This window comes from Simiduia agarivorans SA1 = DSM 21679 (genome assembly GCF_000305785.2).
Classification (GTDB): domain Bacteria; phylum Pseudomonadota; class Gammaproteobacteria; order Pseudomonadales; family Cellvibrionaceae; genus Simiduia; species Simiduia agarivorans.
Genome location: NC_018868.3, coordinates 3648673 through 3672221, shown reverse-complemented (window position 1 = coordinate 3672221; position 23549 = coordinate 3648673). Strand labels below are relative to the sequence as shown.

Sequence of the window (23549 nt, the reverse complement as noted above, 5' to 3'; positions counted from 1 at the left end):
GCTAACGCTCATTAATGCCGTTTCAACCAAAGGAAGCACTCCATGACAGACACGAAATACCTGCCCCCCAAAGTCTGGACCTGGGACCAGGCCAGCGGTGGTAAATTTGCCAATATCAATCGCCCCATCGCCGGCGCCACGCACGACAAGGCCTTGCCCCGCGGCGAGCATCCGTTCCAACTCTATTCGCTGGCCACCCCCAATGGCGTGAAGGTCACCATTCTGTTTGAAGAATTGCTGGCGCTGGGCATTGAGGCGGCGGAGTACGACGCCTGGTTGATCAATATCGGCGACGGTGAACAGTTTGGCAGCGGCTTTACCGACATCAATCCCAACTCCAAAATTCCGGCGTTGCTCGACTGCAGTCAGCGCGAGCCCATTCGCGTGTTCGAATCCGGCGCCATCCTGTTGTACCTGGCAGAAAAATTTGACCGGTTTATTCCGAAGGCGCCGGCACAGCGCGCCGAATGCTACTCCTGGCTGATGTGGCAAATGGGCAGCGCGCCGTTTCTTGGCGGCGGTTTCGGGCACTTTTATGCTTACGCACCGGAAAAGTTCGAGTACCCCATCAACCGCTATGCCATGGAAGTCAAACGCCAGCTCGATGTGCTGGATAAGCATTTGGCCAACAATACATTTATGTGTGGCAACGAATACACCATCGCCGACATGGCTATTTACCCCTGGTACGGCGTGTTGGTAGAGGGCAAGCTGTATGAGGCAGCGGAGTTTTTGGATGTGGCGTCATACACACACGTAGCGCGTTGGGCCAAACTGCTGCACGACCGCCCGGCAGTTGCCCGCGGCCGGCGGGTGAACCGGGTGTGGGGGCACGAGCCGCTGCAAATGAAAGAAAGACACAGTGCAGCTGATTTTGGGGACTAGTTATTATTTTGGTTGAGAGACGTTACCAACCAACAGGAATAAAAAAGCCCCTGCCTGATTTTCGGCAGGGGCCACGTGAAAGCCAGACTAAAAATCTTCTTGTTCAGCGTGAAAATGGCCCTTTATTTCCGCTTACCCAGACTGTCTTTGATCTCCATCGCATCGTAGACATCGCCACTTGCGGGTTTCACACCTTTACCCATGCGGATTTCCAGGCTGGCGATGGCTTCATCCGCGCCGTTGCCCGAGGACATGCCCACACCGTATTGAGTGCTCGGATGAACCTGGGTTGTGCAGCTCAGTAACCCGCAACTTTTCGTCACCGTTTGGCCGGTTTGCATACTGGTGCTGAAACGGTCTTCGGTTTTTTCCACCCGGGTTTCGCGATCCACCACAACGAACCAGTCATAGCCCTGATCCAGGGTCAACTCCGCGGCGCGCAACAGCGCATAGTTTTTGGCTTTGGCCGATTGGTGGCTTTTGGCTTTATAGTTAATACGGTAGCGGTTTTCGGTCAACGCCGTATCGGTGTACCCATAGCCATTGCCCTTGGCCTGCTTGTAGCCATTACTGCTGGCACACCCTACGGTCATCAACGCAACAATTGAAATAACAATAAATTTGTTCATGACATCACCTCACTGATTGCTATCGGGCAGGCGCGCCCATTGTGTTTCGATTGCATGCGCTTCTTGCGTCGCGCTGAAAAAATTACCCACGGCCATCTGATCTACCATTGCGTTGATTGCGCTGGCGCCACTGGCGGATTGATAGTGCCCTTGATCCGCTGTAATCCGCTGGCGCAGGGCAGCCACTTCGCGCCATTGGCCGTCAATTTTGCACGCGATGGCCTGCACCTGTTGGCGGGCAGACTGCAGCTGATATTGCCGGCAGACCTGACTCTCGGCATTCTGAAAACTGACCCGGGGCGTCAGCGTGTGGCCAGCAATAGCCTGCTGGGCGCCGCTGGGCGTGGTATCCAACGCCTGCGCAACCGAGCGCCATTCGGCCGCCGGTGCCGCGCCTGACAACCATTGGTTCAGCCCGAAACCAGCAACAAACGCAATACTCGCGGCCATGGCCCATTGAGGCGCCCAACGCGGAAAGCTGAAAGGTCTGGCAACCGGTTTAATGGCCGGTGCACTGTCGTCACTGGCGGCCGGTTGCGAGGCCGGCGATTGTGCCAGTAAGCGGTCGATTGCAGCGGGCATGGGTTGTTGATCAATGGCGCTATAGGTATCGCGCACCAGGCTGTCGACTGTCGCCAATTCTGCCAACCGCAGTGCCAACTGCTCATCTTCCGCAATGCGTGCGCGAACAGCCTCCATCTCGGCTTCGGACAGTTCGGCATCCAGAAATGCGGACAAGGTTTCGTCGGTAATGTTCATGCGGTTACCCCTTCGTTGGGTGTATTCAATAGTGTCACCAGCGCCTGGCGGGCTCGTGCCAGCCGGCTCATAACGGTGCCGATGGGCAGGCTCAACACCTCCGCCACGTCTTTGTAGGCCATACCCTGCAGGCATACCAGTGCCAGGATGGAGCGCTGATCGTCCGGCAGTTTCGCCATCGCCCGGTTGACCCGCTCCAATGTCATCTTGTGCTCCATTGCACGCTCGCCATCCACAACCTGCCCTTCCGATAGCTCCGGTGCCAGGGCAGCGGTTTGGCGTACCTTGTGCGCCCGGTATTCATCAATCCACAGGTTGCGACACACGGTGAAGGCCCATTTGGCCAGCTCGACGCCCGCCGGCGCCGGCTTACTGAGCAGCTTCTCTACCGTGCTTTGCAGCAGATCATCTGCATCCGCCATCTGCCCGGTTAGGGAATAGGCAAAGCGCCTGAGTCCGGGTAATAATTCTGTTAACTCTTGTTGCATAGGTTTCCCCTGGTTTCATAGGGATAACGGGCCAGCCCGGGTTTTATTCCCGCCGATGGGAATTTTTTTTGCCCGGGCACGTTAACGTTACAGGCGCCCTGCGGTCAGACCCGGCCCGGACGCCACCGACTAAGACGCCAAGGATAACGACCATGAACCCGAAACGCACCGCAATCGCACTGGCCCTGATATGCAGCACCGGCTTGCCCCTGACCGGCGCGCAGGCTCAATTGATCAACGCCGAACCCATCACCGGCGCGCTGGAAAATCCTGTGCAAAACGCCCAGCGCGAGCTGGCTCCCATCGCAGAGCCCGCCCGGCGTGCGGCACTGGCAGCGGAAGCTGCCGCGCGCGAGGCCGCATTGGACCCGATTGAACGCAGCCTGGGCAATCCGCTGGCGGCGCTGCCCGACGCCCTGCCAATTCTCAATGCCCAGGGCGATATGGTCCTGCAGGAAGTCATCACCGACGACGGCTGGCGTGCCATTGCCGGTGAGTGGCTGCTGTGGCTGACCGGTGAAGAACTGAACACGCTCAACCAACCGGGCATCACACTGATTTCCGCCACCCCCATGCCGGCGTTGGGCAAGCAGTTGGTCCGTTTCCGGGTCACCCAATCACTGGATCAGCGCAGTGCATTGCAGGCCCTGCTACCGGCCCACTTGCACCCCATGCTCGACCGCAACCATACCTACGACAGCCAGAGCGGAGCGGAAGATATTGCCGCAAGCAACCGGTCGATTGATAGGCTGGCCACACCCTGCCCCCACCCGGTCAAGGTGGGCATGGTAGACACCGGTATTCAGGTCGAGCACCCGGCATTCAGCCACAGGCGCATAACCCGGGCCGATTTTCTGCCCGCCGACCTGATTGCCCCCGATGCCCATGGCACCGCAGTCGCCGGTGTGCTTGTGGGTGAAGCCGAGGGCCTTACACCCCGGTTAGGGGCCGGCCATCTGTTTGCCGCGGCGGCCTTTTACCAGCGCTCGGATTTTTCCCAGGGCGCCACCACCGACAGCCTGATTCAGGCACTCAACTGGCTCAGCAGTCAGGAGGTCCGGGTCATTAATCTGTCCCTTGCCGGCCCGCCCAATAAATTACTGGGCATCGCCATCGAACTCATACACGCACAAGGCATTGCGCTGGTGGCTGCGGTCGGTAACGAGGGGCCCGCAGCGCCACCCTTGTATCCCGCCGCCTTTGAGCCGGTGATTGGTGTGACGGCGGTGGACGCCCGGCAAGCTATTTATCGCTGGGCCAACCAAGGACATCAGGTCGATTTTTCCGCACCGGGTGTAAGTGTGATCACTGCACGTGCGATCAATCCGCAACAATCCAACCCCCTTGGCCGCGAATCCGGTACGTCTATGGCCGCACCGGTTATTGCCGCCCACCTCGCCTGTCTTTTGGCTCGCGGTGAACGCCTGGAGACGGCGCTTTCCACGCTGCGTGCGCAGGCCACAGATCTGGGTGCGCCCGGACGCGATACGGTATTTGGCGAGGGCTGGCTGCCCTGAAACACGGCAAAAAAAAATCCGCAGGTGGTGAACCTGCGGCAAGCGGGTGTATACAAACGATGGGCGAGTGGGATGCCTAGAAACTCAGGCGCGCCGTAACAGATGCAGTGGTTTCGGTGTAATCGGCAGTCGCCAGATTCGAGCGATGGTCTGCGTACACCAGCTGGGTGCCCAACGACAAAACATCATTCACTGACAAGCGCCATTTCGCTTCCCACTGCTGCACAAGATCCGACCGGTTTGCCGGCGTCGGCATCGCTGCCTGTGATGGATTCAACGCGGATTGCCCCAGCGACGTCACTTCCGGTGAAATTCCCGGGCCGTCATAGCCTCTGTCCAGGTACCGCCACTGCAGTTGCAATTGGCTGTTTTTATTCAACAGAGAAAACTGATTGGACCAACCGAGACGTACACTCAGCGCCTGATTACTGTAGTCGTGGCGATTGGCCTGCTCATCTTCCACGGCAATGGCGGCGGTCCAATAGCGGCTGGCATCGTCGCTGAACCAATAGGATTCCAGCGCCCATCCCAGCCCCTCGGCATCGCGCGCCGGCTGGCTGGCAATCGACTTTGTTTGCTGACTCACCTGGGCACGCAGGTACAGGTGGGACGTCAGCATTTTGCCGGCGTAAAGACCGGAGCGGGACAAGGTCAGAAACGGTTCGCGGTCCAGCTGGACAACCACTGCATGATGATTGAGGCCCACGGTTAGCGGGCTGAACCGATAGCTCATATCCACATGGCCGCGCACCCCTGCCTGATCATAGGCACTGAATGTCCGATAGTGTTTGTGGTCGTATTGCGCGCCGGCAGAAAAGGTCCATCCTGGACTGATGGTCCAATCCAGTGTTGCGCCGGCGCTGGCCGTGGCCGCCCAATCACTTTCACGACTGAGCTGATCCAGTTCCTTCACACCCACATTGCTGTCGTATTCTCCACCCATATCAAAAAAACCGTTCAGGGTGGGCGCAGCGGTCAAAGGCATTGTTAAACCCATACCGATTGCCCCGGCGATCAGACGCATGAACAATGCGGCTTTCTTTTGCTTGGTATTCATGATTGTGCTCTCCCAAAAAAACTGCCTGGCGCAAAAATTGCGGCGCTTGCGCGCCGCAGCTTCAGTTACAGTTGTTGGCTGAGGGTATCGGTAATCGACGCATTGACCGCGGCATCTACTGCAGCATCCACTGCCGCCGAAACGGAATCATTGACCGTCGCCGCCACCACACCGTCTACCGCCGATGCAACGGCAGTATTCACCTGCTCCGCAACGGCCGCATCCAGTTCAGTGCTGAGTGATTGATCCAGACCGACGCTTACCTGCGCGGGCACAGTCTGGCTGTCGACCAAGGCTTCAGCCTGATTTATTGCGCCTTGCGCCTCGGCAACGGCATTACCGGTTGTCTGGCGGGATACACCGGCTACAGTCTGCGCACCGGTAGAAACCCGACCTTGAAGTGCTTGCCCCACGCGCTGGGTAGAGGCGACAGACTGGTTGGCGAGTACCGTGGCATTGGCTGCAACACCTGCTGCACTGTCCGAAGACGCATCAGCCACGGAGGCTGCATCCGGCGACGCCAGCGCTTGTTGTTCAGTCTGCGTGCCGCCAGCGACATTGCGTTCTGCACTGACGCCTGCTGACTGCTCGCCGCGCGCCTCAGCTTGCCCGGAGCCCGATGCCTGCGCACGGGTGTAATCGCTATTGCCCTGTACTGACGCAGCACCCTGAGTCCTGACGTCCACCGCCACTTGTTGACTGAAAGCGGTACCGGAAATGGCAGTACAAGCAATGAAAAGAAGTGTTGGTTTGAACATGTTGAGTGATCCTCTGTGTTGGGGTTCACTCAGTTAACGGTTCAGCCGCAGATTTATTCCCGGTACCTGGTAAAAACGTGAATGCGTTATGGCAAGCGATCACCTAAGACATGTGCAAGAGGAACCAAAAAAACTATCCGGGATGCAACGAACTATTGGCGCACCTAATCAGATGACATCCGCCGCTGCAAACCCAAAAATGCCGTCCAGGCACAATGCCCGGACGGCACAGTTAAAACGCCAGCGTTTATTCCCAGTCATCGACAGCGCTATTTTAACGTCGCGCGGAAGAAACGGCGTAAAGTCGCGAGCACCAGCAGCCCCCACAGTGTTGGATCAATGGGAGAGCCCGAGCCCACCGCGCAACCACCCCCACCGGAAGACGAGCCCGCACCAGAGGTTGGCGTGGGCGCCGGGGTCGGAGCCGGTGTTGGCGTTGGCGTTGGTGTTGGCGTTGGTGCTGGTGCTGGTGTCGGTGTTGGCGTTTCACAGGCCTGTTTCAAACTTACCTCGTCGATTTGCACACTAGTCAGATCGTTCCCAAGAAAGAAGCCCAATGATAGTGCACCCAAGCTGCTGGCTGGCGTGTACTCGATGGTATAGGTGACCGGCGCAGCATCTACCTGAATTACGTCCCCCTCTTTCACATTTTGCCAGGGTGCTTGCGCCTGATGAATTTTCACCTCAAAACTCCGGGCCGCATCAGCGCTGGCAGTAAAGCTCAATTCATAGGTGACACCCGCCTCAAGTAATCCGAAGCTATTCTGCAGTTGCACGTCATTTGCCGAGGCGCTGGCAACCAGGTCAATATCCAGTACCTGACCAGAGGAGTAACCATTGAAACTGCCAATGGAATGACTGGCGTCGGCACCTGCGCCGGTGTTGACATAAAAATTCCAGGGTGAAATCACACCAGACGAGAAATCGCCGTTGATCAACAGATTGTCCGGGTTGCATTCGGGAATGGGGTCGACTGCATTCCCGGAAGATTGCGTGACCTCATTGGATGTGTCCGACACGCCCAAGGCATTGAACGCTACGATCCGATAACGATATTCGGTATTGGCTGCCAGATCAAAATCGATGAAAGCCTCCGTGTCTCGCCCCACCTGCCCCACCGTCACAAAGGCGCCTCCCGTCGAGCGCTCGATCCGGAAGCCGGTTTCAACATCGGTATTGTCCTGCCAGGTCAATTGAATTTCATTGCGGCTCGCATCCAGGATGGCCGACAGACCATCAGGCGCCGCGGGCGCAGCTCCCGCAGCCGCGGGCAGATCTACCGAGGTCACATTAGTCCGCCACAAACCCGCACCCGGTGTCGCCGCATACAGATTCACCCCACCGTTTTCCATCACATAGCGGGTGTTCGTCATGCCTGAAAAATGCAGGTCGCCGGTGATGTCTGCCCAGGCGATACTGCCATTTTCGTCCAGCGTACCTTCAAAAACTCCGTAACCCACCTGCTGGCGGTGATCGTAATAACTCAACATCAGTTTATTGGCAAAACCGGTAGCGCCACCTTTAGCGCTGAAGGTAAATTGCTGATTGACATCATCCCACCACTTTACCAGTGACGTGGGTCGAAGGGCCTGAGCATCGGAGGGGCTGAACACTTTTTCCCAGGTCTGGCCCTCATCTTTGGACAATAATAGGTGCCAGTGATTGTCGTTTTCGAACCCGCTACCGCCACTGGCAAAGTTCAGCAAATACACCTGGCCGTCATATTCCCAGGCATGCACTTCGGCATCCCAGCCCCGGGTGTCGAGGACCCGCTCAAAATCCCAACTACCGTCCTGCTGCTCTTCACCCCGCCAGACGCCTTGAGCGCCGCTGGTGGAACTGAAGAACACCACTTTTTCATCGGTGGGATGCGGTGCAATGGTGCGCGCGATGCGTGCCGAGGTATTGTCGGTTGTCCGATAGATACGCTTGGCGGAGATGGACTTCCCTTCAGCTTCGTATGCCAGAGCCCGACCTATGTCGTCGATGACATAGAGACCATGATTGGTGGAAAAGGCAAATACCTTGGCAGGGTTCATCGGGCTAACCGCCACGTCGCGGAACACCCCGTCTGGCAAACCGGCTTTGGCATTGACCCCGCCACCGATTTCAACCCATTCATCCAGCGGACTGTGGTGCACAAGTTTTTTTGCCCACAAACGACCGTTTACTGCCGCACCGCCATAACCACCCGTGGCTTGCGCCACGACCGTAGGTACACCCCAGGCATCGGCGATAGCCACCGCTTGCACGTCGGACAAATTGCCATCGGCGCGCCGGTGCTGCATGTTGGACCAGGACACGCCGCCATCCCAGCTTTCTACCAGGCCATTATCGCCCTGCCCCTGGATGACGTAATCGCCGTGAACAGCGACATCGTAGGTGTAAGTGCTCTCAGTACCCCGCCCCGAATAGGTGGGGAAGAGCTTACCCCACCAACTGACCTGAATGGCGTTATTGGGCTCTGAGTAGCGGTTGCTCCACTGGTAACTGTTGTTGCCGGCACTGTAGTCTGCAAAAAACATCGCCTGGTTGGTAGTCGACCAGACCCCGCGCGTCCAGCCACCACTGTCCGGTGTGTAGTGCGCAAAACGTGCATTGGCCGGACTGGCGTGATCCCAGCCAATATCAAAACTGCCATCGGCTTCGTGAAAAATCCGCGCCCAGCTGTAGCTCTCAACCTGATCGCCGTTCCAGGAGATTTGCGCCTCAAACAAACCGGCGCGATCACCCAACGTGCCTAAAAGTACTTTGTGCTCATTGCCCGAAGAACGCGGATCCACTTCCGGGTACCAATAACGTTTATCGGCATCGAGACCATTCATCAGTGGCTGCCAGTCAATACCGACGGCAGCCGTTGCATATAAAGTCCAGTCATTACCGTTGCCTGCAAACACACCGTACAGCTTACTGCCATCGGGGCTCACAGCCACACCTTTACTGCGGGTATGGGTGGCATTAGGTGCAGCGACTTTGCTCCAGCTGGCCCCGCTGTCTGCAGAGCGATAAACCCCTTTGTTGGTGCCGAGATAAATCTCGGTATCATTAGCGGGATTAAAGCTGATGGTGTAAACATTGCGATCGCTGCCGGTATCGCTGTCGAACACGATTTCAGTCCAGCTGTCACCACCATCGGTAGAGCGAAAAATGGTGCCAGTGCCATTGGCCTGCTCGCCGAAATGATCAATAAAATCGTCATCATCGCGCCAGCCCGGACCTGCCAACACAGTATTCTTATCGCTGGGTTTAAAAGCGATGGCGCCAATAGACCGGTTGCGGGTCGCTTCCACAAACCGGTAGTTGTCGCCACCATCCTCCGAAATGTGCAAGCCATACAGGCTACCCGCATAGACGGTATTGGCATCGCCGGGTGCCACAGCCACAGCGTACACCCGGTTTTGCACCAACTGTCCGGTGGGCTTCCAGCTCATGCCGTTATCCAGACTCTTGTACACGCCTTCCATATCGGACGCGAGGTATACCACGTTGGCGGTATTGGGGTCGGCAACCACATCCTGAATCTGGCCGCCGGCTCCGGGATTGAGTGATTCCCAATTGGGTGTTGCCAAGGCGGACTGAGCACAGGCCAGGCTGATGCTGGCGGCGAGTAATTTCATTTTCATGGTGTCTGTTCACTTTTTATCGTTGTAATGTATGGCGCGCGAAAACAGCGCCGCCCACGAAGTCCAGCTAGTGTTGATGATCGTTTTTGATTTTTTGTTTTACTAAAAACGCATCTTCAATCACTAAAGTTACATTTATAGTCTTTTTCAGTCAACAACAGTCCGACGGCCAATGTCACAATCCGGACATTGGCCGCGTCATTCAGGGGATAACGTGAGGCAGAGCAGACTCAGGCTGGCCTGTCTTGTACTAAAAACACCACGAGGGTGTGCGGCCCATGGGCGCCATAGGCGAGTGTTTGCTGAATATCGGCGGTCTTTGACGGACCGGATACCAGAACAAGATTGGTGGGCATCTCTTCGCGTAGCCCCGGTCGGGCCAACAGCTGGTCAAGACCTGCTACCAGGTTTTTGCGCTCAATGACCGCGAGATGCACGGGTGGCACCAATGACAGACTGCGCGGCTCATGCGCATCCGGCCGCAACACCAAACTGCCCGTAGCACAAATGCCCGCATAGCAACCCGTCAGGGCTGCCGGCTGATCAAACAGCGCATCCACCGGCGTGTCGCCCAACGCCTGCCAGAACACGGGTTTGCAACTCGCGGGTAATTGATCCAGCCAGGCATGGTGAGCCTCACTGACAACCAACTGCGAAAGATTCAGCGCGCGGACCTGCTCCGCGATGGCGCCGGGCAATTGCTCACGGGTTACAGAAACAACCACAGCATGATTGGCCTCGAGCGCCGCCACAAACCGCATCACATCCGGATCGGAAACAATGGCTGACGACGGCTCTGCGGCTTCTGCCATGGGAGTTTGGGTTTGCGCTGCGCGCAGACGCCCCAGAATATTTTCACGCGCATTCATGGGCGGGACTTCCGTTGCTGATAACGATGATGAAAAGACCGCGCCGCCGGTACCGGCATCGTCCGGCCGTTTTTCCAGGCTGACGGCAACCACGGCACCAGTGACCGCATACGCCCTGCAATCCAGGTCAGCAACCGGTAAACACCCGGGTGCTCACAGGCCCAGGCCCAGCCGGCCCACACACCGGCTTCCAGTATACTGCGCCCACCACCGGCACCGCTCATTACACCTTCCTCATCGCTTCGGTATTCCGCTCGCAGCCGTTGCAACAATTGCGGGATAGGAATGCGCACCGGACACACTTCTTCGCAGGCACCGCAAAGCGATGATGCCGTGGGCAGATCCCGCGTGGCATCCAATCCCAACAAATGCGGGCTGATGATTTTGCCGATGGGACCCGGGTAGGTAGTGCCGTAGGCATGACCGCCAATGCGGGTATACACTGGACAATGATTCATGCAGGCCCCGCAACGAATGCATTGCAAGGTTTTACGCAATTGCTCATCGGCGAAAGCGTTGGAGCGGCCGTTATCCAGCAATACCAGGTGCACCTGTTCAGGCCCGTCTTTTTCACCGGGCCTGCGCGGGCCGGAAATCATATTGAAATAGGTAGTGATGGGCTGACCGGTCGCCGAGCGGGTAAGCAAGGACAACAAAGGCGGCACATCCTGCAACCACTGCACAACCTTTTCGATGCCGGTTACAGCAATATGCACCGGCGGCACAGTGGTACACATACGACCATTGCCCTCGTTTTCCACCAGACACAACGTGCCGGTTTCGGCCACGGCAAAGTTAACACCGGATATGCCGACATGGGCGTGCCGGAATTTACCGCGCAATACCGAACGGCCAATACCAATGAGCGTGTCCACGTCTTCCGTGTAGTCAACGCCCTCCAGCTGCTCGTGAAACAGGCGGGCTATTTGCGCGGCACTTTTATGGATAGCGGGCATGATGATGTGCGACGGCGGTTCGTGCGCCATCTGTACAATAAATTCGCCCATGTCCGATTCCAGGCACTCCACACCCCGCGCCCCCAAATAATCGTTCAGGCCGATTTCTTCTGTGACCATGGATTTGCCTTTGACTGCGGAGGTGGCATTACACCCGTCGGCGATCGCGGCAATGATTTCATTGGCCTGTGCCGGCGTTTCGGCCCAATGCACCTGAATACCGTTGGCCTGACAGCGGGTCTCCAGCTGCTCAAGTAACGCCGGCAGTTGACTCAGGCAACGCTGCTTGATGGCCTCGCATTGTGCAGACAGCGAAGAAAATTCTGCGTCGTCCAGTACCCGCTCACGCTTATTGCGGAGAAAATCCATCGCGCCGCGGAAATTCGTGCGCAGAGTCGCGTCTGCCAGCGCGTGCTGGCTCGCGTCTTTGAATAATTGGGGCTGCTGTTGCATCAGTCTGAACTCCGCTTCAGTCCGGTGCGCTCTGCAAGAAAACTGGCCAGATGCCGGCCGCGCAATGACGCTTTCTGGTATTCGAATGTGGTATTCAGATTGAGCATGCAACCCCAGTCGGTACTGACAAATTCCTGTACGCCGGTGGCAGCGATGTGAAGGGTTTTATCCTCTGCCATGGCGCGTGAAATATCCGCATGCTTAACGGCAAAGGTGCCTCCAAAGCCACAACACTCCGACTGATAATCATGGGCTATAGGTGTAACCCGGGACAATTGGGCCAACAGTGCCAGCCCGGCTTCGTGGATACCCATTTCCCGGCGACCGGCGCAGGAAGTGTGTAACGTGATCTCGGTGGCTTCGCCCTGATCCTGTAATCTGACATTCAGAACGTGCAATAAGAATTCGCTGAATTCATACACCCGCTGTGAAAATGCCGGCACATCTACGTTTTCCGGCATCAGTTCGGCATAGTGTTTTCGCATCATGCCACCACAGGACCCGGATAGAATGACAATCGGCCAGGGTTCGGGAAACAGCGCCATCTGTGCCTCGGCGACCTTTCGCGCCTCTGCCCGGTAGCCGGAATTATAGGCCGGCTGACCGCAGCAGGTCTGGCCTTGTACCACGTCTACGGCAACGCCTTCGCGCTCCAGCAACGCGATAGCGTCAAAACCGGTATCGGGTGAAAAGCTGTCCACCAGACAGGTAACATACAAATACACCCGGCTGGGTTTGGCTGGATAGACCTTAACACTATCATGCATGAATGTGACTCATCCTTTATAACGGCGGCTAAGACTGCCGCTTGAAATATGCTGAAAGCGCAGAATAGAAATCGGCTTCTATCGCCCTGGCATTAATACTCTGATACATCTTGATCTGCCGGCCACCCAACAATGCGGGCGTGGTAATAACAGTTTCTTCGGCCCAATCAGGCCGCATCACTGCACTCACCAGCGCCAGATCCCAAACCACACGTTCGCGCTTCAACGGATCGATATGCTGCTGCCAACGCTGTAACAGAAAATCCGCCAACGGGTGCTTGCCTGCCAGCTTTTGCCTTACCGTGTTGAAGTCCATCACCAATGCCGACGCCACGTTCAGTGGTAATACATGTAACTCAACCGTTGAGTTAAAAATCTTAAACAGGGCCTGCATATCCATCATGCAATTAAAATCATCAATAGCATGTGTACCGGAGGAGAAATCATATTGTGACCCCAACCAATACACCGCGACCTTGTCGCCGATAGCGGGCTCAATCAATAAGGCCGATGCCACATTGGTAAGCGCACCCAGTGCCAATACTTTGAGTTTCTGACCACTTGGCATGGCCTTGGCCTGGCGGATGATTTCGTACGCCGCTGCGGAATGCTGAGCCTGATCACCCCAATCGTACAAGCGATCAGGCCCGCCCCGATAGGTGGGAGTGGATTGCCCCAAATGCGCAAGAATCATCTGGTTCAGCCGATGGCTTTCCTCCATGGATTTCGGAACAGACCAGTGACTGGCTTGCCATTGTGCGGCAGTCACCGATGCCAAATTCCACTCGCTCGCTACTGCAGCGCGCGCCACAGCGAACAGATCATCCACTTCATTGGCAGTATCTGCATCAACGATAACAACCGGTTTTGCCAACGCCAGCTCGGCCAGACAACCAACGGACAAGCCGATTGTTAATTTCAGTAGATCATTTCGTGTCATTTACCTTGCCTCAGCAATCAATTGGTCCGTCAGCGCATTCATTTTTTCGACCTCAGTGCTGAAGGCAGGATCCAGCGCGAGGTTTCGGGTCTCGAGAGGATCATTTTTCAGATCATAGAGTTCGGCATAACCGGGATGCTGCGGATAGCGGATAAACTTTCGGTCCAGTGTCCGCACGCCTTCCGTTGTGGGAATCCAGTCGGTGCGCATCAGGTGTTCCCCCAGAAACTGCGTGCGCCAATCAATCTGTTCACCTGCGATCAGGGACTGCAACGCGGCCCCCTGCATCACCGCAGGTGCATCGAGGCCGGCAAACTTCAGGATGGTGGGTGCCACATCAATATTCAGCACCAGTTGATCCATTGTTTTACCACCGGCTGCATGGGGCGCTCGCGGGTCATAAACAAAAAACGGAACGCGGATACTGTCTTCATACAACAACCACTTACCGGCCAGCTGTCGCTCGCTCAGGAAATAGCCATTGTCACCCATAAACATAATAATGGTGTTGTCTGCCACACCTTGCGCATCCAACTCTGCACGAATTTTGCCAATCTCGCGATCGAGACCGGTGATCATGCGGTAGTAGCCCTTTACCATCTTCTGGTATTTTTCCGGTGTATCAAAACGCCAGGCCCAGCGTTTCTTGCTGATAGAATCCTTCACCCACTGCGGCTGCGCGTCGAAATATTCATCCTTTGCCAACGGCGAAAGCGGAATTTCCACATCCTGGTAAAGAGATTCCAGGTCGCGCGGATACACATATTGATTGGGGTCATGATCGTCCGCATGGGGCGCATGGAAGCTGACCGATAGGTTAAATGGCTTACCTTCACGTGCTGCCTGGCGGATAAATTCGATACTGTGACTACCGATTCTTTCGGTGGTGTGTTCGTGCTGATGAGTTTTGAGATTAAGCTGATAATAACGGCCTGCCTCGTTAAAATCCCCGGGACGCTGGTAATAATCGAATAGTTTTTTATCGGCATCACCCTCAAACTGCATGCCGAACTTACCCACAAACCCCACCGTATAGCCTGCATCTTTCAACAGCTTAGGATAGGAATTATCGATAAACTTTTTGGCCAGAGGCGGCTCGTTAAACGTGAAACCATGGCGACGTTCATAGGTGCCAGTCATGATCGATGCACGGCTGGCCGCACAAATCGACGTGGTCACAAAAGCATTGGAAAAACGAGTACCCTGGCTGGCTAGCGCATCAATATTGGGCGTTTTAATGATGGGATTACCGGTATAACCAGCCGCATCCCAACGCTGATCGTCTGTCAGAATGAAAATAATATTGGGTTTTTTATCTGCCTGTGCGCTACTTTGCACCGGCTCACTGCACCCCATCACTGACGCCAGCACCAAAATGCACAATGGGTAAATACGCTTCATCAGTCCGATCCCCTGACCCATGATTTATGAAAAAACAGCACCGAGAACCCCGTTAACGGCGCCGCACATATTGAACCATCAAATACCGAAATAGCTTTCAGCTTTGGTGAACGCCTGCGGTCCGATTTGCTCGCCGATTTTGCGGCCAGGAATGTCATCCACCGGTGGGTGAATACCGCCCCAGATCCGCGACAGACTGCACTGATCCGACGCATCGCGATATGTGGCCCATTGCAAAATCACGTCCTGGCTCGGGCCTTGTTCAAACACGAGAAAATCATTCTGTTGTGCGCGGTAATCGCTCATACCACCAGGAAAATAAGCATCACCGGTTAACAGCGTCATGAGTTCGGCTGCCGCACGCGAATAGGTGGAATGACCCGATATATAGCCTGCGAATGGTGGACTCACAAAGGTGGGGCGCTGATAGGGCCACCAGTTTTCAGCAAGAATCCAATCCACGCCTGCGTAATCGGACGTGACATCCTCAATGTAATCGGGACCACGCCAGGCTTTGATCTTTATCTTACCGACATGCTCATCTGCGGCGCCGGCAAGTGAATCCCCGGCTTGCACCAGTTCGATAAAGCCCGGCTCAAGTGGAATACCATCTGCGTGGTAATTCGGCGCCATTGGGTCGGTGCTTTGTCCCAAGTCAGCCATCAACCGGATTGCGGAAACCGGACGTACATAGTCATACCAGCCCTTGATGCCCCAGGCGGCAATAGCCGCGTCATGCATGGCGCCACCCAGAGCAAAATAGGATTTCACATCCCACTCCAACCGACCTAGCAAATCACCTTCGCCGCGCCAACGGTGCTCAAACGCCGGATGGTCGAATACATCATTCATCAATACAAACCAATGCCCCGGCGGTGTTTCCGAATCCGGGCCATCAGCCCAGAATTCTGCCAGTACGCGGGCGTAATCCGCCCGCGGCACCATTTGCGTCTGATAGGGCTCACCGGTTGCAGGGTTGATATCGTAGCCCTGGCTGGCATCGCCACCGGCAAGTGTTTGATAAAACGCTTCATAGGCATCCACCGAATCTTCAGCCGGTAACGCGGGGTTATTTCCCAGCGATTTGGGCGAGACATCGACCATTACGCGATCAGCAGGATCCAGATGTGACGACCACTTGGCCACCAATGAAAAATTCCACTGGTAGAATTCACGCGAATCGGTACCCAACAATGGAGGAGTACCTGGGTCGAAGTACACCTTGTACTCAAAGCCGTCGCGCCAATAGCTTTGTGCCGAAGACGGATCGAGCGAAAATGGCGCCACATGGCCCCACTCCGGCGACAAAAACGGTGGCGTACCACTGATCAGGTTCCCGGCCTGGTCGATGTATTCCTCCAGCACGATGGGCTGCCAGCTATTGTAGTCAGCGTTGGCCAGCGCATTGGGGTTGCCGGGCTGTTGTGGCTCAATAATGCCGTTACGATACTCATATGCCTGATTGGCGTAGTTAAACTGCTCGTTTGCGCCATCTTGCAATCCATAGAATATGTAACAATCTGCGATATGGTTACCCAACGAAACAGCGCCATTATTCACGTAGTCTGAATCAATGTTGTTTTTATCCAGTCCCAACACCACCATTAATTCATCAGCCTCTGCCATGATGTGATCGACACCCGGCGATCGGAAAAAACGATGCTCGATCAAACGATAGGCCGCATGAGCAATCGCAATTTCCTGATTGGACTGGGATTTTTCGATGGAGTGACCGGAAAATTCACACTGGTAGCTACCAACGGTGTTTCCCAATAAAAAAGGCGTTGCACCCGTTTCACTGAGCGCGGCCCAAGCATCGTACATTGCCGCCGAGATGTGAAACAGGTTGCGCGCGTGCACAGTCGGCCTTGCAAAGTCATTGCGGATTCCCTCCAGCAAAACCTCATTCCACTGACGCGCCACGGATGGGGATTTGGTGTCCAACGCAGGCGCCTGCGTGGGCATGGGCGTAGGTGCCGGCGCAGGACTTGATGAACCACCACAGGCGGCCAACAAAATACCCATAGCTATGGTTGGGACGCCGGCAGCGTAGTGTTTAAAGTACTTCATATTATTATCTTCTTAATTTTCAGCCAGTTACCTGAAATGACCTATTGGGAAATGACGATGAGCTGATTTGCAGCTATATCGCTCAACACAGTTTCGGTTCCATCCAACCAACGAACCCTGACCTCATCGACTTCCGATGCATCTGCTAGGCCAAAATGTAACTCCGCAGGATTCTGGCTGACGAAATTTGAACCAATCATTACTTCCCGCATCTGGGTCTGACTGTCCGTGCTGACATAAACCCTTGCGCCCGCTGCTTCCGTATTCGCTCCAGCACCCTTCAGCCGTATTCGTAAATAATGGGTAGATTGCTCATGGCCATCGTTGCGGAATAGCTGTAGGCCATTGCCCTCCAAATCATTTTTTGACACCAGAATATCGATGTCGCCATCCTGATCAGCATCAAAGCAAGCCACCCCACGACCTTGCCCGGCGTCGTTCAATTTCAACTCTTCAGCGGACTCCTTGAATCGGCCATTTTTTTCCGAGATGAACATTTTGTTCTCATCTATCCGGTAATCATTTTTTTCCGGATCGGTGCCGCCGGTCTCTCGATAGCCATTGGTATGAAAAATATCGAGGTATCCATCATTGTTTACGTCGGCAAAACAGGCACCCCAGCCCCAGCCACCTTGTTCAACTCTGGCAACAAATGTGACATCACTAAATCTGCCCGCATTATTTTTATACAATCGATTGCCAATATTGGTTACCGCGAAATCGTTGATTTGGTAAATGCTGGTAACAAACCAGTCCAGATCTCCGTCATTGTCAAAATCGCCTAAAGCACTACCCATCCCAAACTGATCCGTTAGCTGGTTATCAGTCGCGTCACTAAAACGACCTAAACCGTCAGAAAGGAAATAGCGGCTGGCAGAAAAGTCAGCAACCATGGTCAGATCCGACCAGCCATCATTATTGAGGTCGGCAAACGTGGGGGTAAATCCGTAATCGGAATCCCCTTCAATGCCCGGTTGATTTTCCGGAATCAATGCTTCAGCAATCCCCGAAGCGATACTGACATTTTCGAAGTAGCCCGTACCGCTTCCCTGAAACAGGGTTTCAGTATCCGTTGTACGTGGATTTCCCCAGTGCGCCAGCACGAGGTCCAGAAATCCATCCTTGTTATAGTCACCAAAGGCAGCAGATATAGTGTTTGACGCCTGCACGTTCAGACCCGACTGGTCGGAATAGTCGTCAAAGGTGCCATCGCCATTGTTGAGAAAAAGGTAGTTAGCGTCACCCTCAAGTCCACCAACGAAAAGATCCAGCCAGCCGTCACCATTAACATCCGCAAACATAGGGCCACTGCCCCTGTGTTGGTGAATTTGGACTCCGGCCGTAGCTGCCACGTTCTGGAATTTGTTACCACCCAGATTGCGAAACAGCTTAGATGGTTCCCGATCTCCCGCATCGATGAACACATCGATCCAACCGTCGCCATCATAATCACCCACGGCAAAACCACCCGCAGAATACTCTGCCGTGGTGGCTTCCTCCGCGCGCACAATACCGCGCACACCCCAGCGGTGAATCAGGCCACTGGCGTCGGTAACATCCGTAAATTGCCAGCTGGGCGTGGGGGTAGAGGTTGGTGTTGGTGTTGCCGTAGGTGTCGGTGTTGGAGCGGGTGCCACAGCAGAAGGTGCCGGCGCAGAGTCTCCACCACCACCGCCACAGGCGACTAATAACACGACAGACGCAACCGTTGACAAAAACTTATTCATTATGCGCCCCTTATCTGTTTAACGCCTGCAGCAATTGTGCGCGCATCTGTCGCGCCCTATTTTCATCAATCTCACCCAATCGGCCTTTTGCATTGGCAGGAATGTGGTCGAACCGGCCATCACCTGTATTGCCGAAAACATAATGATCAAATAGTCCAATCCAGGCCTTTTTTTCCGGTGTCGGTAAATCTCGTACGGAAAGCATCGCGTGAAACAAAGCATGCATTGCATCGCCATGATGGCTTGGCAAACTGCGCCACCAGTAGTTGATCATCAGATTGATATCAGCCAATCCCTCTACCTGGTGCCACCACATCGCGGGCAAATACAGCACATCGCCAGGCTCCAGCTCAGCCACCCAGGCGCAGGCAAGTGCTTGGTCCAACGTGGGGTAAGCCTCCACACTGTCAGCCAGACTTATGGGCTGCCCCGCTGGGGTTAAATCCAATGGTCCGATATAAAGGTTTTCAATCTGGTCGGGCGGAAATAATGTAAACCTGCGCCGGCCAACCACGCAGCAGGCAAGATTCTGCTGCGAGTCAAAATGAGTAGGTATCAACGATCGCCCGCCCAGCCAGGCCTGCACTAGCGCCGATGGTAGTTGATGCAAGGCATCGATGGCGCTGCGTAGCAATGGAAAAAACGTCTCCAGATGGACAGACGGTGCAAACACACTCTGATCACTGTCACCCTTGAGAAACGCCATCAGCGCCTGCGCAAAGGTGTCAAAAGGCATAGACTGCTTTTCAAAATTCAGACTTTTGACATCTGGGGTGTAACCGTAGCGTCCGTCCGACCCGGCCTGCGCGCGATAGCAGACAAATGGCCGCCCTGCATCATAAGCCCGGAGTTTGGTGATGAAGCGATCCGGCGACTGCTCACCCACCAGCGGCCAATGGCTGGCGGCACCGCGAAATACCACCGGTGTCTGATCACTAGGGAGAATATCCGGGATCGCATCCAGCCTGATGCCCGTCCGCTCAACGACGGACCTAGTCATTCTGTAGCGCCCGCTGCTTCAGATCCGCTAAGCGCGACACATTGGCCAGCGATCCGTGCAGCAGATGTGCAATCTGCAAGGCCCCGCTGCGATTGAGCTGCCCGATCACTTCGTCACTTAAACCTGCAAGCCCCCGTGCTGAAATACCCAAATAACCTTCCAGCTGATAGCTGGTCTCGCCGATCGCGACATCCAGCGACATGGGTTCCAGCAACTCATGAGCTTGCAATAGTTCAACCAGGCCAGCAGTCTGCTTCAGGCCCTCATCGATAGCCTTTAGCACGCCCTGAATACGTTGCAACTGCGGACCAGCCCCACCCTGCTCCAGAAACAGCGGTACGCCCTCGGTTTCACTCAGGCGATCATCCGCCAGATCTACATGGACCACCGCTGAAGGCTGTCCCTGATCATTGCCCTGAAAACCAATCATGAAAGGTCCACGACTGGCCAGCAGCGGTGCTACATGGGCCTGCCACTGAGAGCCATTGAGGAACAGGTTTTCGTCCGGCGCAAAGCCGAACAGCGCAACCAGCTGCAACCCTTGCTCGCCATGGGCAAAGAGCAGCGGGTACTGCACATGCAAACTCTGGATTTCATTAGGGAATACCACCATCCGCCCCACTTGGTGACCATACCGGGCACCAAAGCGCGGTTGGTATCTGAGGTTTTGGTGGTCCTGATTATTGAGTAATACGGATTTCGACATGGGTACTGCCCTCGCGCCGGCAGCCTTAGCTCCGACGATTTTTGTGATTATTGTGGGGATTAAAACTACCACTTTCAATCACATTCGGTCAAGCACTGAATAGATTTGACTAAAATTACGCACATTCTCGCGCGTAGTTGATCAATATAATCCGATAGTATTAGGTGATCGGCGTGGCGACCAGGCGGGGAGGCATGCGCAGGCAAGTGCCTGCGCAAGGGGTCAGACGGCGGCTTCCAAAGGTTCGATTGCGACCAGTATCACTTCAACACCGTGGCTCTGAATTTTTTCAACGATCGCAGGATCAGCCATTTCGTCAGTAATCAGCACATCCACTTCATGGATGGGGTAGAGAATGAAGTTGCTCTTGTGCCCCAACTTACTACTGTCTGCCAGAACTACCAGTTTCTCTGCTTGCTTACGCAACTTCTGTTCCGCGCGCACCAACAATGAATCGGTCTCCATCACACCAAACTCTCCGATCCCGGCCGTACCGGTAAACATGAGCTTACTGCGATAATTCTGGATAGAGTCATTCTCGAACGGACTGAGAATAATGCCCTGCTTGCGGTAGATTTCACCGCTTGGCACGGTCACCTGATTCTGGCCGTTATCGCACAGGTACTGAGCCAGATAATAGGAATTGGTGAGCACACCAACATCCCGCTGAACCAGGAACTCGCCCATCATGTAGGTGGACGAACCACCATTCACAATAATGAGTTCGTTTTCTTCACACATGCTAACCGCATGGCGGGCAATGGCGCGCTTGGCGGCCGCGGCCTTGTCTTTATTGACCAGAAAAGCGGAGCCGGTGATATGGGTTTTACCTGAAGCAACGGCGGCATTCTTCAGTCGTTGAGCGCCTCCGCGGATCTTTTCCAGCCTGCCCTCCCGATGCAACTTGATCAGGTCACGGCGGATAGTGGCTTCCGAAGAGTTCAGCTGGGTGGTTAAATCGGCAACACTGGCGAACTGCTGCTCATCCAGAATTTCCAGCAACAACTGATGGCGCTGACGTTCGAGCATGGTTCCATTCCCTAGAGATTGACAATCAGTCAATCATAACCGCTCATTAACCATCATTAAAGGGTTTTGATGATTAAAGCACACTTTAATCGCACCCCGGGTACAGCAATGGGAAAAACTGGCCATCCAGCGGGGCGCCCGGAACCAACGGCGGCACACCCGGCAGCAGGGGCTCGTGACTCGCGGCCTGAGTGCCATCGGCAAACACGTTGAGTACACAGGCGCGCCGAGCCCGATCAGAGCGGTTTTCATAGGAACCATGCACCATCAAGGGGTGATGAAAACTGCCGTGGCCGCGCTTGAGCTCAATGGCCTTTTGCGCTTCAAACTGGCGTTGCTGCCCGGCACTCAGGTATTGCGCCAGGCCATCCATATCACCGGCCAATTCGGGTTTATCCAACAGCCCCCACCGGTGGCTACCGGGAATATAGTGTAAACAGCCATTGTCCCGGTCTGCATCATCCAGGCCCATCCAGCAGGTTAAATGCTGCATCGGTTGGGTGCGGGTCCAGTAGCTGTAATCCTGATGCCAGGCCACCACACCGCCATGCTGGGCGGGCTTACAAAATAGCTGATCATGCCAAAAGCGCACACCCTTACCGCCCAACAGCTGGCTGGCCGGCACCAGAAAGCGCGGGTTCCACAACAGGTCATGAAAGTGCGGAACGATACGCCAATGGCCCAGAGAGTGAAACAGCACACTGTCGGTATTGCTTGATTCGTTGCTGTGAAATTCATGGAACAGATGGTGTCCGGGGTGTGCCGGATCCACTACGGCCGCAAGCTCTTCGCGCAGCGCCGCTATGTAGTCGTCATCCACGAGAGGAATCCCAGCCACATAGCCCTGATCGTGAAAATGCTCTACCTGCTCCTCGCTCAGACGGTAGGCGTCCCAATCACAATCCTGCAGCAAATGACGCATACGCGACGTTATCGCCTCATGAACCCGTGATAAATCCTGCATTCTGTAACCCTCTTTTTATTTCCGGCCAGACTAGCGCGCAACCTTGGTAAAGTGTATTAATAGACATTAAAACAAGACTAAATCCACTTTTTCAGCACAGGAAAGTTTACTTTTGCGCGCTCAGCTCGAACGCATAGCCACCTCACCAGAAAGTTCGGTAAATGGCGTTAACCTGATCGCCGATGCCTTTCCCGCGCCCTGGCACTTCCACCCCCAATTCGAATTAACCTTCATCAGGCGTGGCGAAGGTATGCGCCACGTGGGAGATCACCTGGCACCGTTCAGTGCGGGCGACCTGGCACTGCTGGGTCCAAACCTGCCACATATGTGGAAAAGCTACGGCAAGTGTGCAGGCAGCGCCCACGCTTATGTGCTGCAATGGCCCGTGGAGCTGATACCTGCGGGTGGCGAATTTGTTGCCATTCACCGGCTGCTGGAACAGGCCTGCAGAGGGCTTGTGTATGCGGGCGATGAAAGCGTGCGGATAGGCGCGCAAATGCGTCAGTTACTCACCCGCAATGGGCTGAACCGGTTTGTCGGCCTGGTGGCGTTATTGGATGAGCTCAGCCGTCACACCTGGCAGCCACTAACGGAGGGCAACTACCTTTACGACCGGGCGCAAGACAGCCACAGCCGCCTGAACCGGGCGCTGGCATTTGTGCAGGAAAACTACGCCAGCCCGATCCGGCTTGGACAGCTGGCACAAGTTACAGGCTTTTCAGAGCAGCAGTTTTCACGTTTTTTTCAACGTACTATGAACCGCTCGTTTTCCAATTACCTGATGGAATACCGCTTACTGCGAGCCGCGGATACATTGCTCTCAACCGAACTCCCCGTGGCCCGGATTGCCCAACAAAACGGATTCCCGTCGCTGCCCCTATTCCACAGAAAGTTCAAACAAAAGTTTCACTGTACGCCGCTGCAGTACCGCCGCAAATAAACCGTTGAAAG

Annotated in this window: 20 protein-coding genes; 3 read left to right on the top strand and 17 right to left on the bottom strand. The window is 55.2% G+C overall.

Features of this window, described 5'->3' with window-relative positions:
- Positions 1-42: 42 nt before the first annotated feature.
- Positions 43-885 carry a glutathione-dependent disulfide-bond oxidoreductase gene (gene yghU, locus M5M_RS16450; protein ID WP_015048633.1) on the top strand — a complete coding sequence of 281 codons (843 nt, stop codon included), beginning with the start codon at positions 43-45 and terminating at the stop codon, positions 883-885.
- A gap of 122 nt (positions 886-1007) precedes the next feature.
- Here yghU and M5M_RS16445 read toward each other — a convergent pair whose 3' ends face one another.
- From M5M_RS16445 to M5M_RS16435, 3 genes are read right to left on the bottom strand one after another with little or no spacing between them, the layout of a single operon-like run.
- Positions 1008-1514: a CC0125/CC1285 family lipoprotein gene (locus M5M_RS16445; RefSeq protein WP_015048632.1), complete on the bottom strand. Its 507-nt coding sequence runs from the start codon at positions 1512-1514 to the stop codon at positions 1008-1010.
- Positions 1515-1523: 9 nt separating this feature from the next.
- Positions 1524-2273, bottom strand: a complete 750-nt coding sequence (locus M5M_RS16440) for an anti-sigma factor (RefSeq protein ID WP_015048631.1) — start codon at positions 2271-2273, stop codon at positions 1524-1526.
- Positions 2270-2761: an RNA polymerase sigma factor gene (locus M5M_RS16435; RefSeq protein ID WP_015048630.1), complete on the bottom strand. Its 492-nt coding sequence runs from the start codon at positions 2759-2761 to the stop codon at positions 2270-2272. The genes M5M_RS16440 and M5M_RS16435 overlap by 4 nt, the downstream gene beginning before the upstream one ends.
- 152 nt (positions 2762-2913) lie before the next feature.
- On the opposite strand from M5M_RS16435, the gene M5M_RS16430 reads away from it, so the two are divergent.
- Positions 2914-4278 (top strand): S8 family serine peptidase, encoded by a 1365-nt coding sequence (locus M5M_RS16430; protein WP_015048629.1) that lies wholly within the window; start codon positions 2914-2916, stop codon positions 4276-4278.
- Positions 4279-4354: 76 nt separating this feature from the next.
- Here M5M_RS16430 and M5M_RS16425 read toward each other — a convergent pair whose 3' ends face one another.
- From M5M_RS16425 to M5M_RS16360, 14 genes are all read right to left on the bottom strand, one after another.
- Positions 4355-5335: a surface lipoprotein assembly modifier gene (locus M5M_RS16425; protein ID WP_015048628.1), complete on the bottom strand. Its 981-nt coding sequence runs from the start codon at positions 5333-5335 to the stop codon at positions 4355-4357.
- Positions 5336-5400: 65 nt separating this feature from the next.
- Entirely contained in the window at positions 5401-6093 is a 693-nt protein-coding gene (locus tag M5M_RS16420; protein ID WP_015048627.1) for a hypothetical protein, read from the bottom strand.
- A 269-nt stretch (positions 6094-6362) separates the two neighbouring features.
- Positions 6363-9716 carry a VPS10 domain-containing protein gene (locus M5M_RS16415; protein WP_015048626.1) on the bottom strand — a complete coding sequence of 1118 codons (3354 nt, stop codon included), beginning with the start codon at positions 9714-9716 and terminating at the stop codon, positions 6363-6365.
- Positions 9717-9946: 230 nt separating this feature from the next.
- Positions 9947-10585, bottom strand: coding sequence for a LutC/YkgG family protein (locus tag M5M_RS16410; protein ID WP_015048625.1), 639 nt, complete (start codon positions 10583-10585; stop codon positions 9947-9949).
- Positions 10582-11994 carry a LutB/LldF family L-lactate oxidation iron-sulfur protein gene (locus M5M_RS16405; RefSeq protein WP_015048624.1) on the bottom strand — a complete coding sequence of 471 codons (1413 nt, stop codon included), beginning with the start codon at positions 11992-11994 and terminating at the stop codon, positions 10582-10584. The genes M5M_RS16410 and M5M_RS16405 overlap by 4 nt, the downstream gene beginning before the upstream one ends.
- Positions 11994-12761, bottom strand: coding sequence for a (Fe-S)-binding protein (locus M5M_RS16400; protein WP_015048623.1), 768 nt, complete (start codon positions 12759-12761; stop codon positions 11994-11996). The genes M5M_RS16405 and M5M_RS16400 overlap by 1 nt, the downstream gene beginning before the upstream one ends.
- 28 nt (positions 12762-12789) lie before the next feature.
- Positions 12790-13701, bottom strand: coding sequence for a nucleoside hydrolase (locus M5M_RS16395; protein WP_015048622.1), 912 nt, complete (start codon positions 13699-13701; stop codon positions 12790-12792).
- Positions 13702-15102, bottom strand: coding sequence for a sulfatase family protein (locus tag M5M_RS16390; protein ID WP_015048621.1), 1401 nt, complete (start codon positions 15100-15102; stop codon positions 13702-13704).
- Positions 15103-15180: 78 nt separating this feature from the next.
- Complete coding sequence (locus M5M_RS16385; protein WP_015048620.1) at positions 15181-17172, bottom strand: vanadium-dependent haloperoxidase; 1992 nt, start codon at positions 17170-17172, stop codon at positions 15181-15183.
- A 41-nt stretch (positions 17173-17213) separates the two neighbouring features.
- The gene (locus M5M_RS16380; RefSeq protein WP_015048619.1) at positions 17214-18899 is read right to left on the bottom strand and encodes a CRTAC1 family protein; all 1686 of its coding nucleotides are present in this window, start codon (positions 18897-18899) and stop codon (positions 17214-17216) included.
- A gap of 10 nt (positions 18900-18909) precedes the next feature.
- Positions 18910-19899, bottom strand: a complete 990-nt coding sequence (locus M5M_RS16375) for a cupin-like domain-containing protein (RefSeq protein WP_016389796.1) — start codon at positions 19897-19899, stop codon at positions 18910-18912.
- Positions 19892-20605, bottom strand: coding sequence for a SapC family protein (locus M5M_RS16370; RefSeq protein WP_015048617.1), 714 nt, complete (start codon positions 20603-20605; stop codon positions 19892-19894). Before M5M_RS16370 ends, M5M_RS16375 begins: the two co-directional genes overlap by 8 nt.
- 222 nt (positions 20606-20827) lie before the next feature.
- Positions 20828-21634 (bottom strand): DeoR/GlpR family DNA-binding transcription regulator, encoded by an 807-nt coding sequence (locus M5M_RS16365; RefSeq protein ID WP_015048616.1) that lies wholly within the window; start codon positions 21632-21634, stop codon positions 20828-20830.
- 85 nt (positions 21635-21719) lie between these two features.
- Positions 21720-22598 carry a phytanoyl-CoA dioxygenase family protein gene (locus M5M_RS16360; protein ID WP_016389794.1) on the bottom strand — a complete coding sequence of 293 codons (879 nt, stop codon included), beginning with the start codon at positions 22596-22598 and terminating at the stop codon, positions 21720-21722.
- A gap of 112 nt (positions 22599-22710) precedes the next feature.
- Here M5M_RS16360 and M5M_RS16355 point away from each other — a divergent pair, with 112 nt between their 5' ends.
- The gene (locus tag M5M_RS16355) at positions 22711-23538 is read left to right on the top strand and encodes an AraC family transcriptional regulator (protein ID WP_015048614.1); all 828 of its coding nucleotides are present in this window, start codon (positions 22711-22713) and stop codon (positions 23536-23538) included.
- Positions 23539-23549 lie beyond the last annotated feature (11 nt).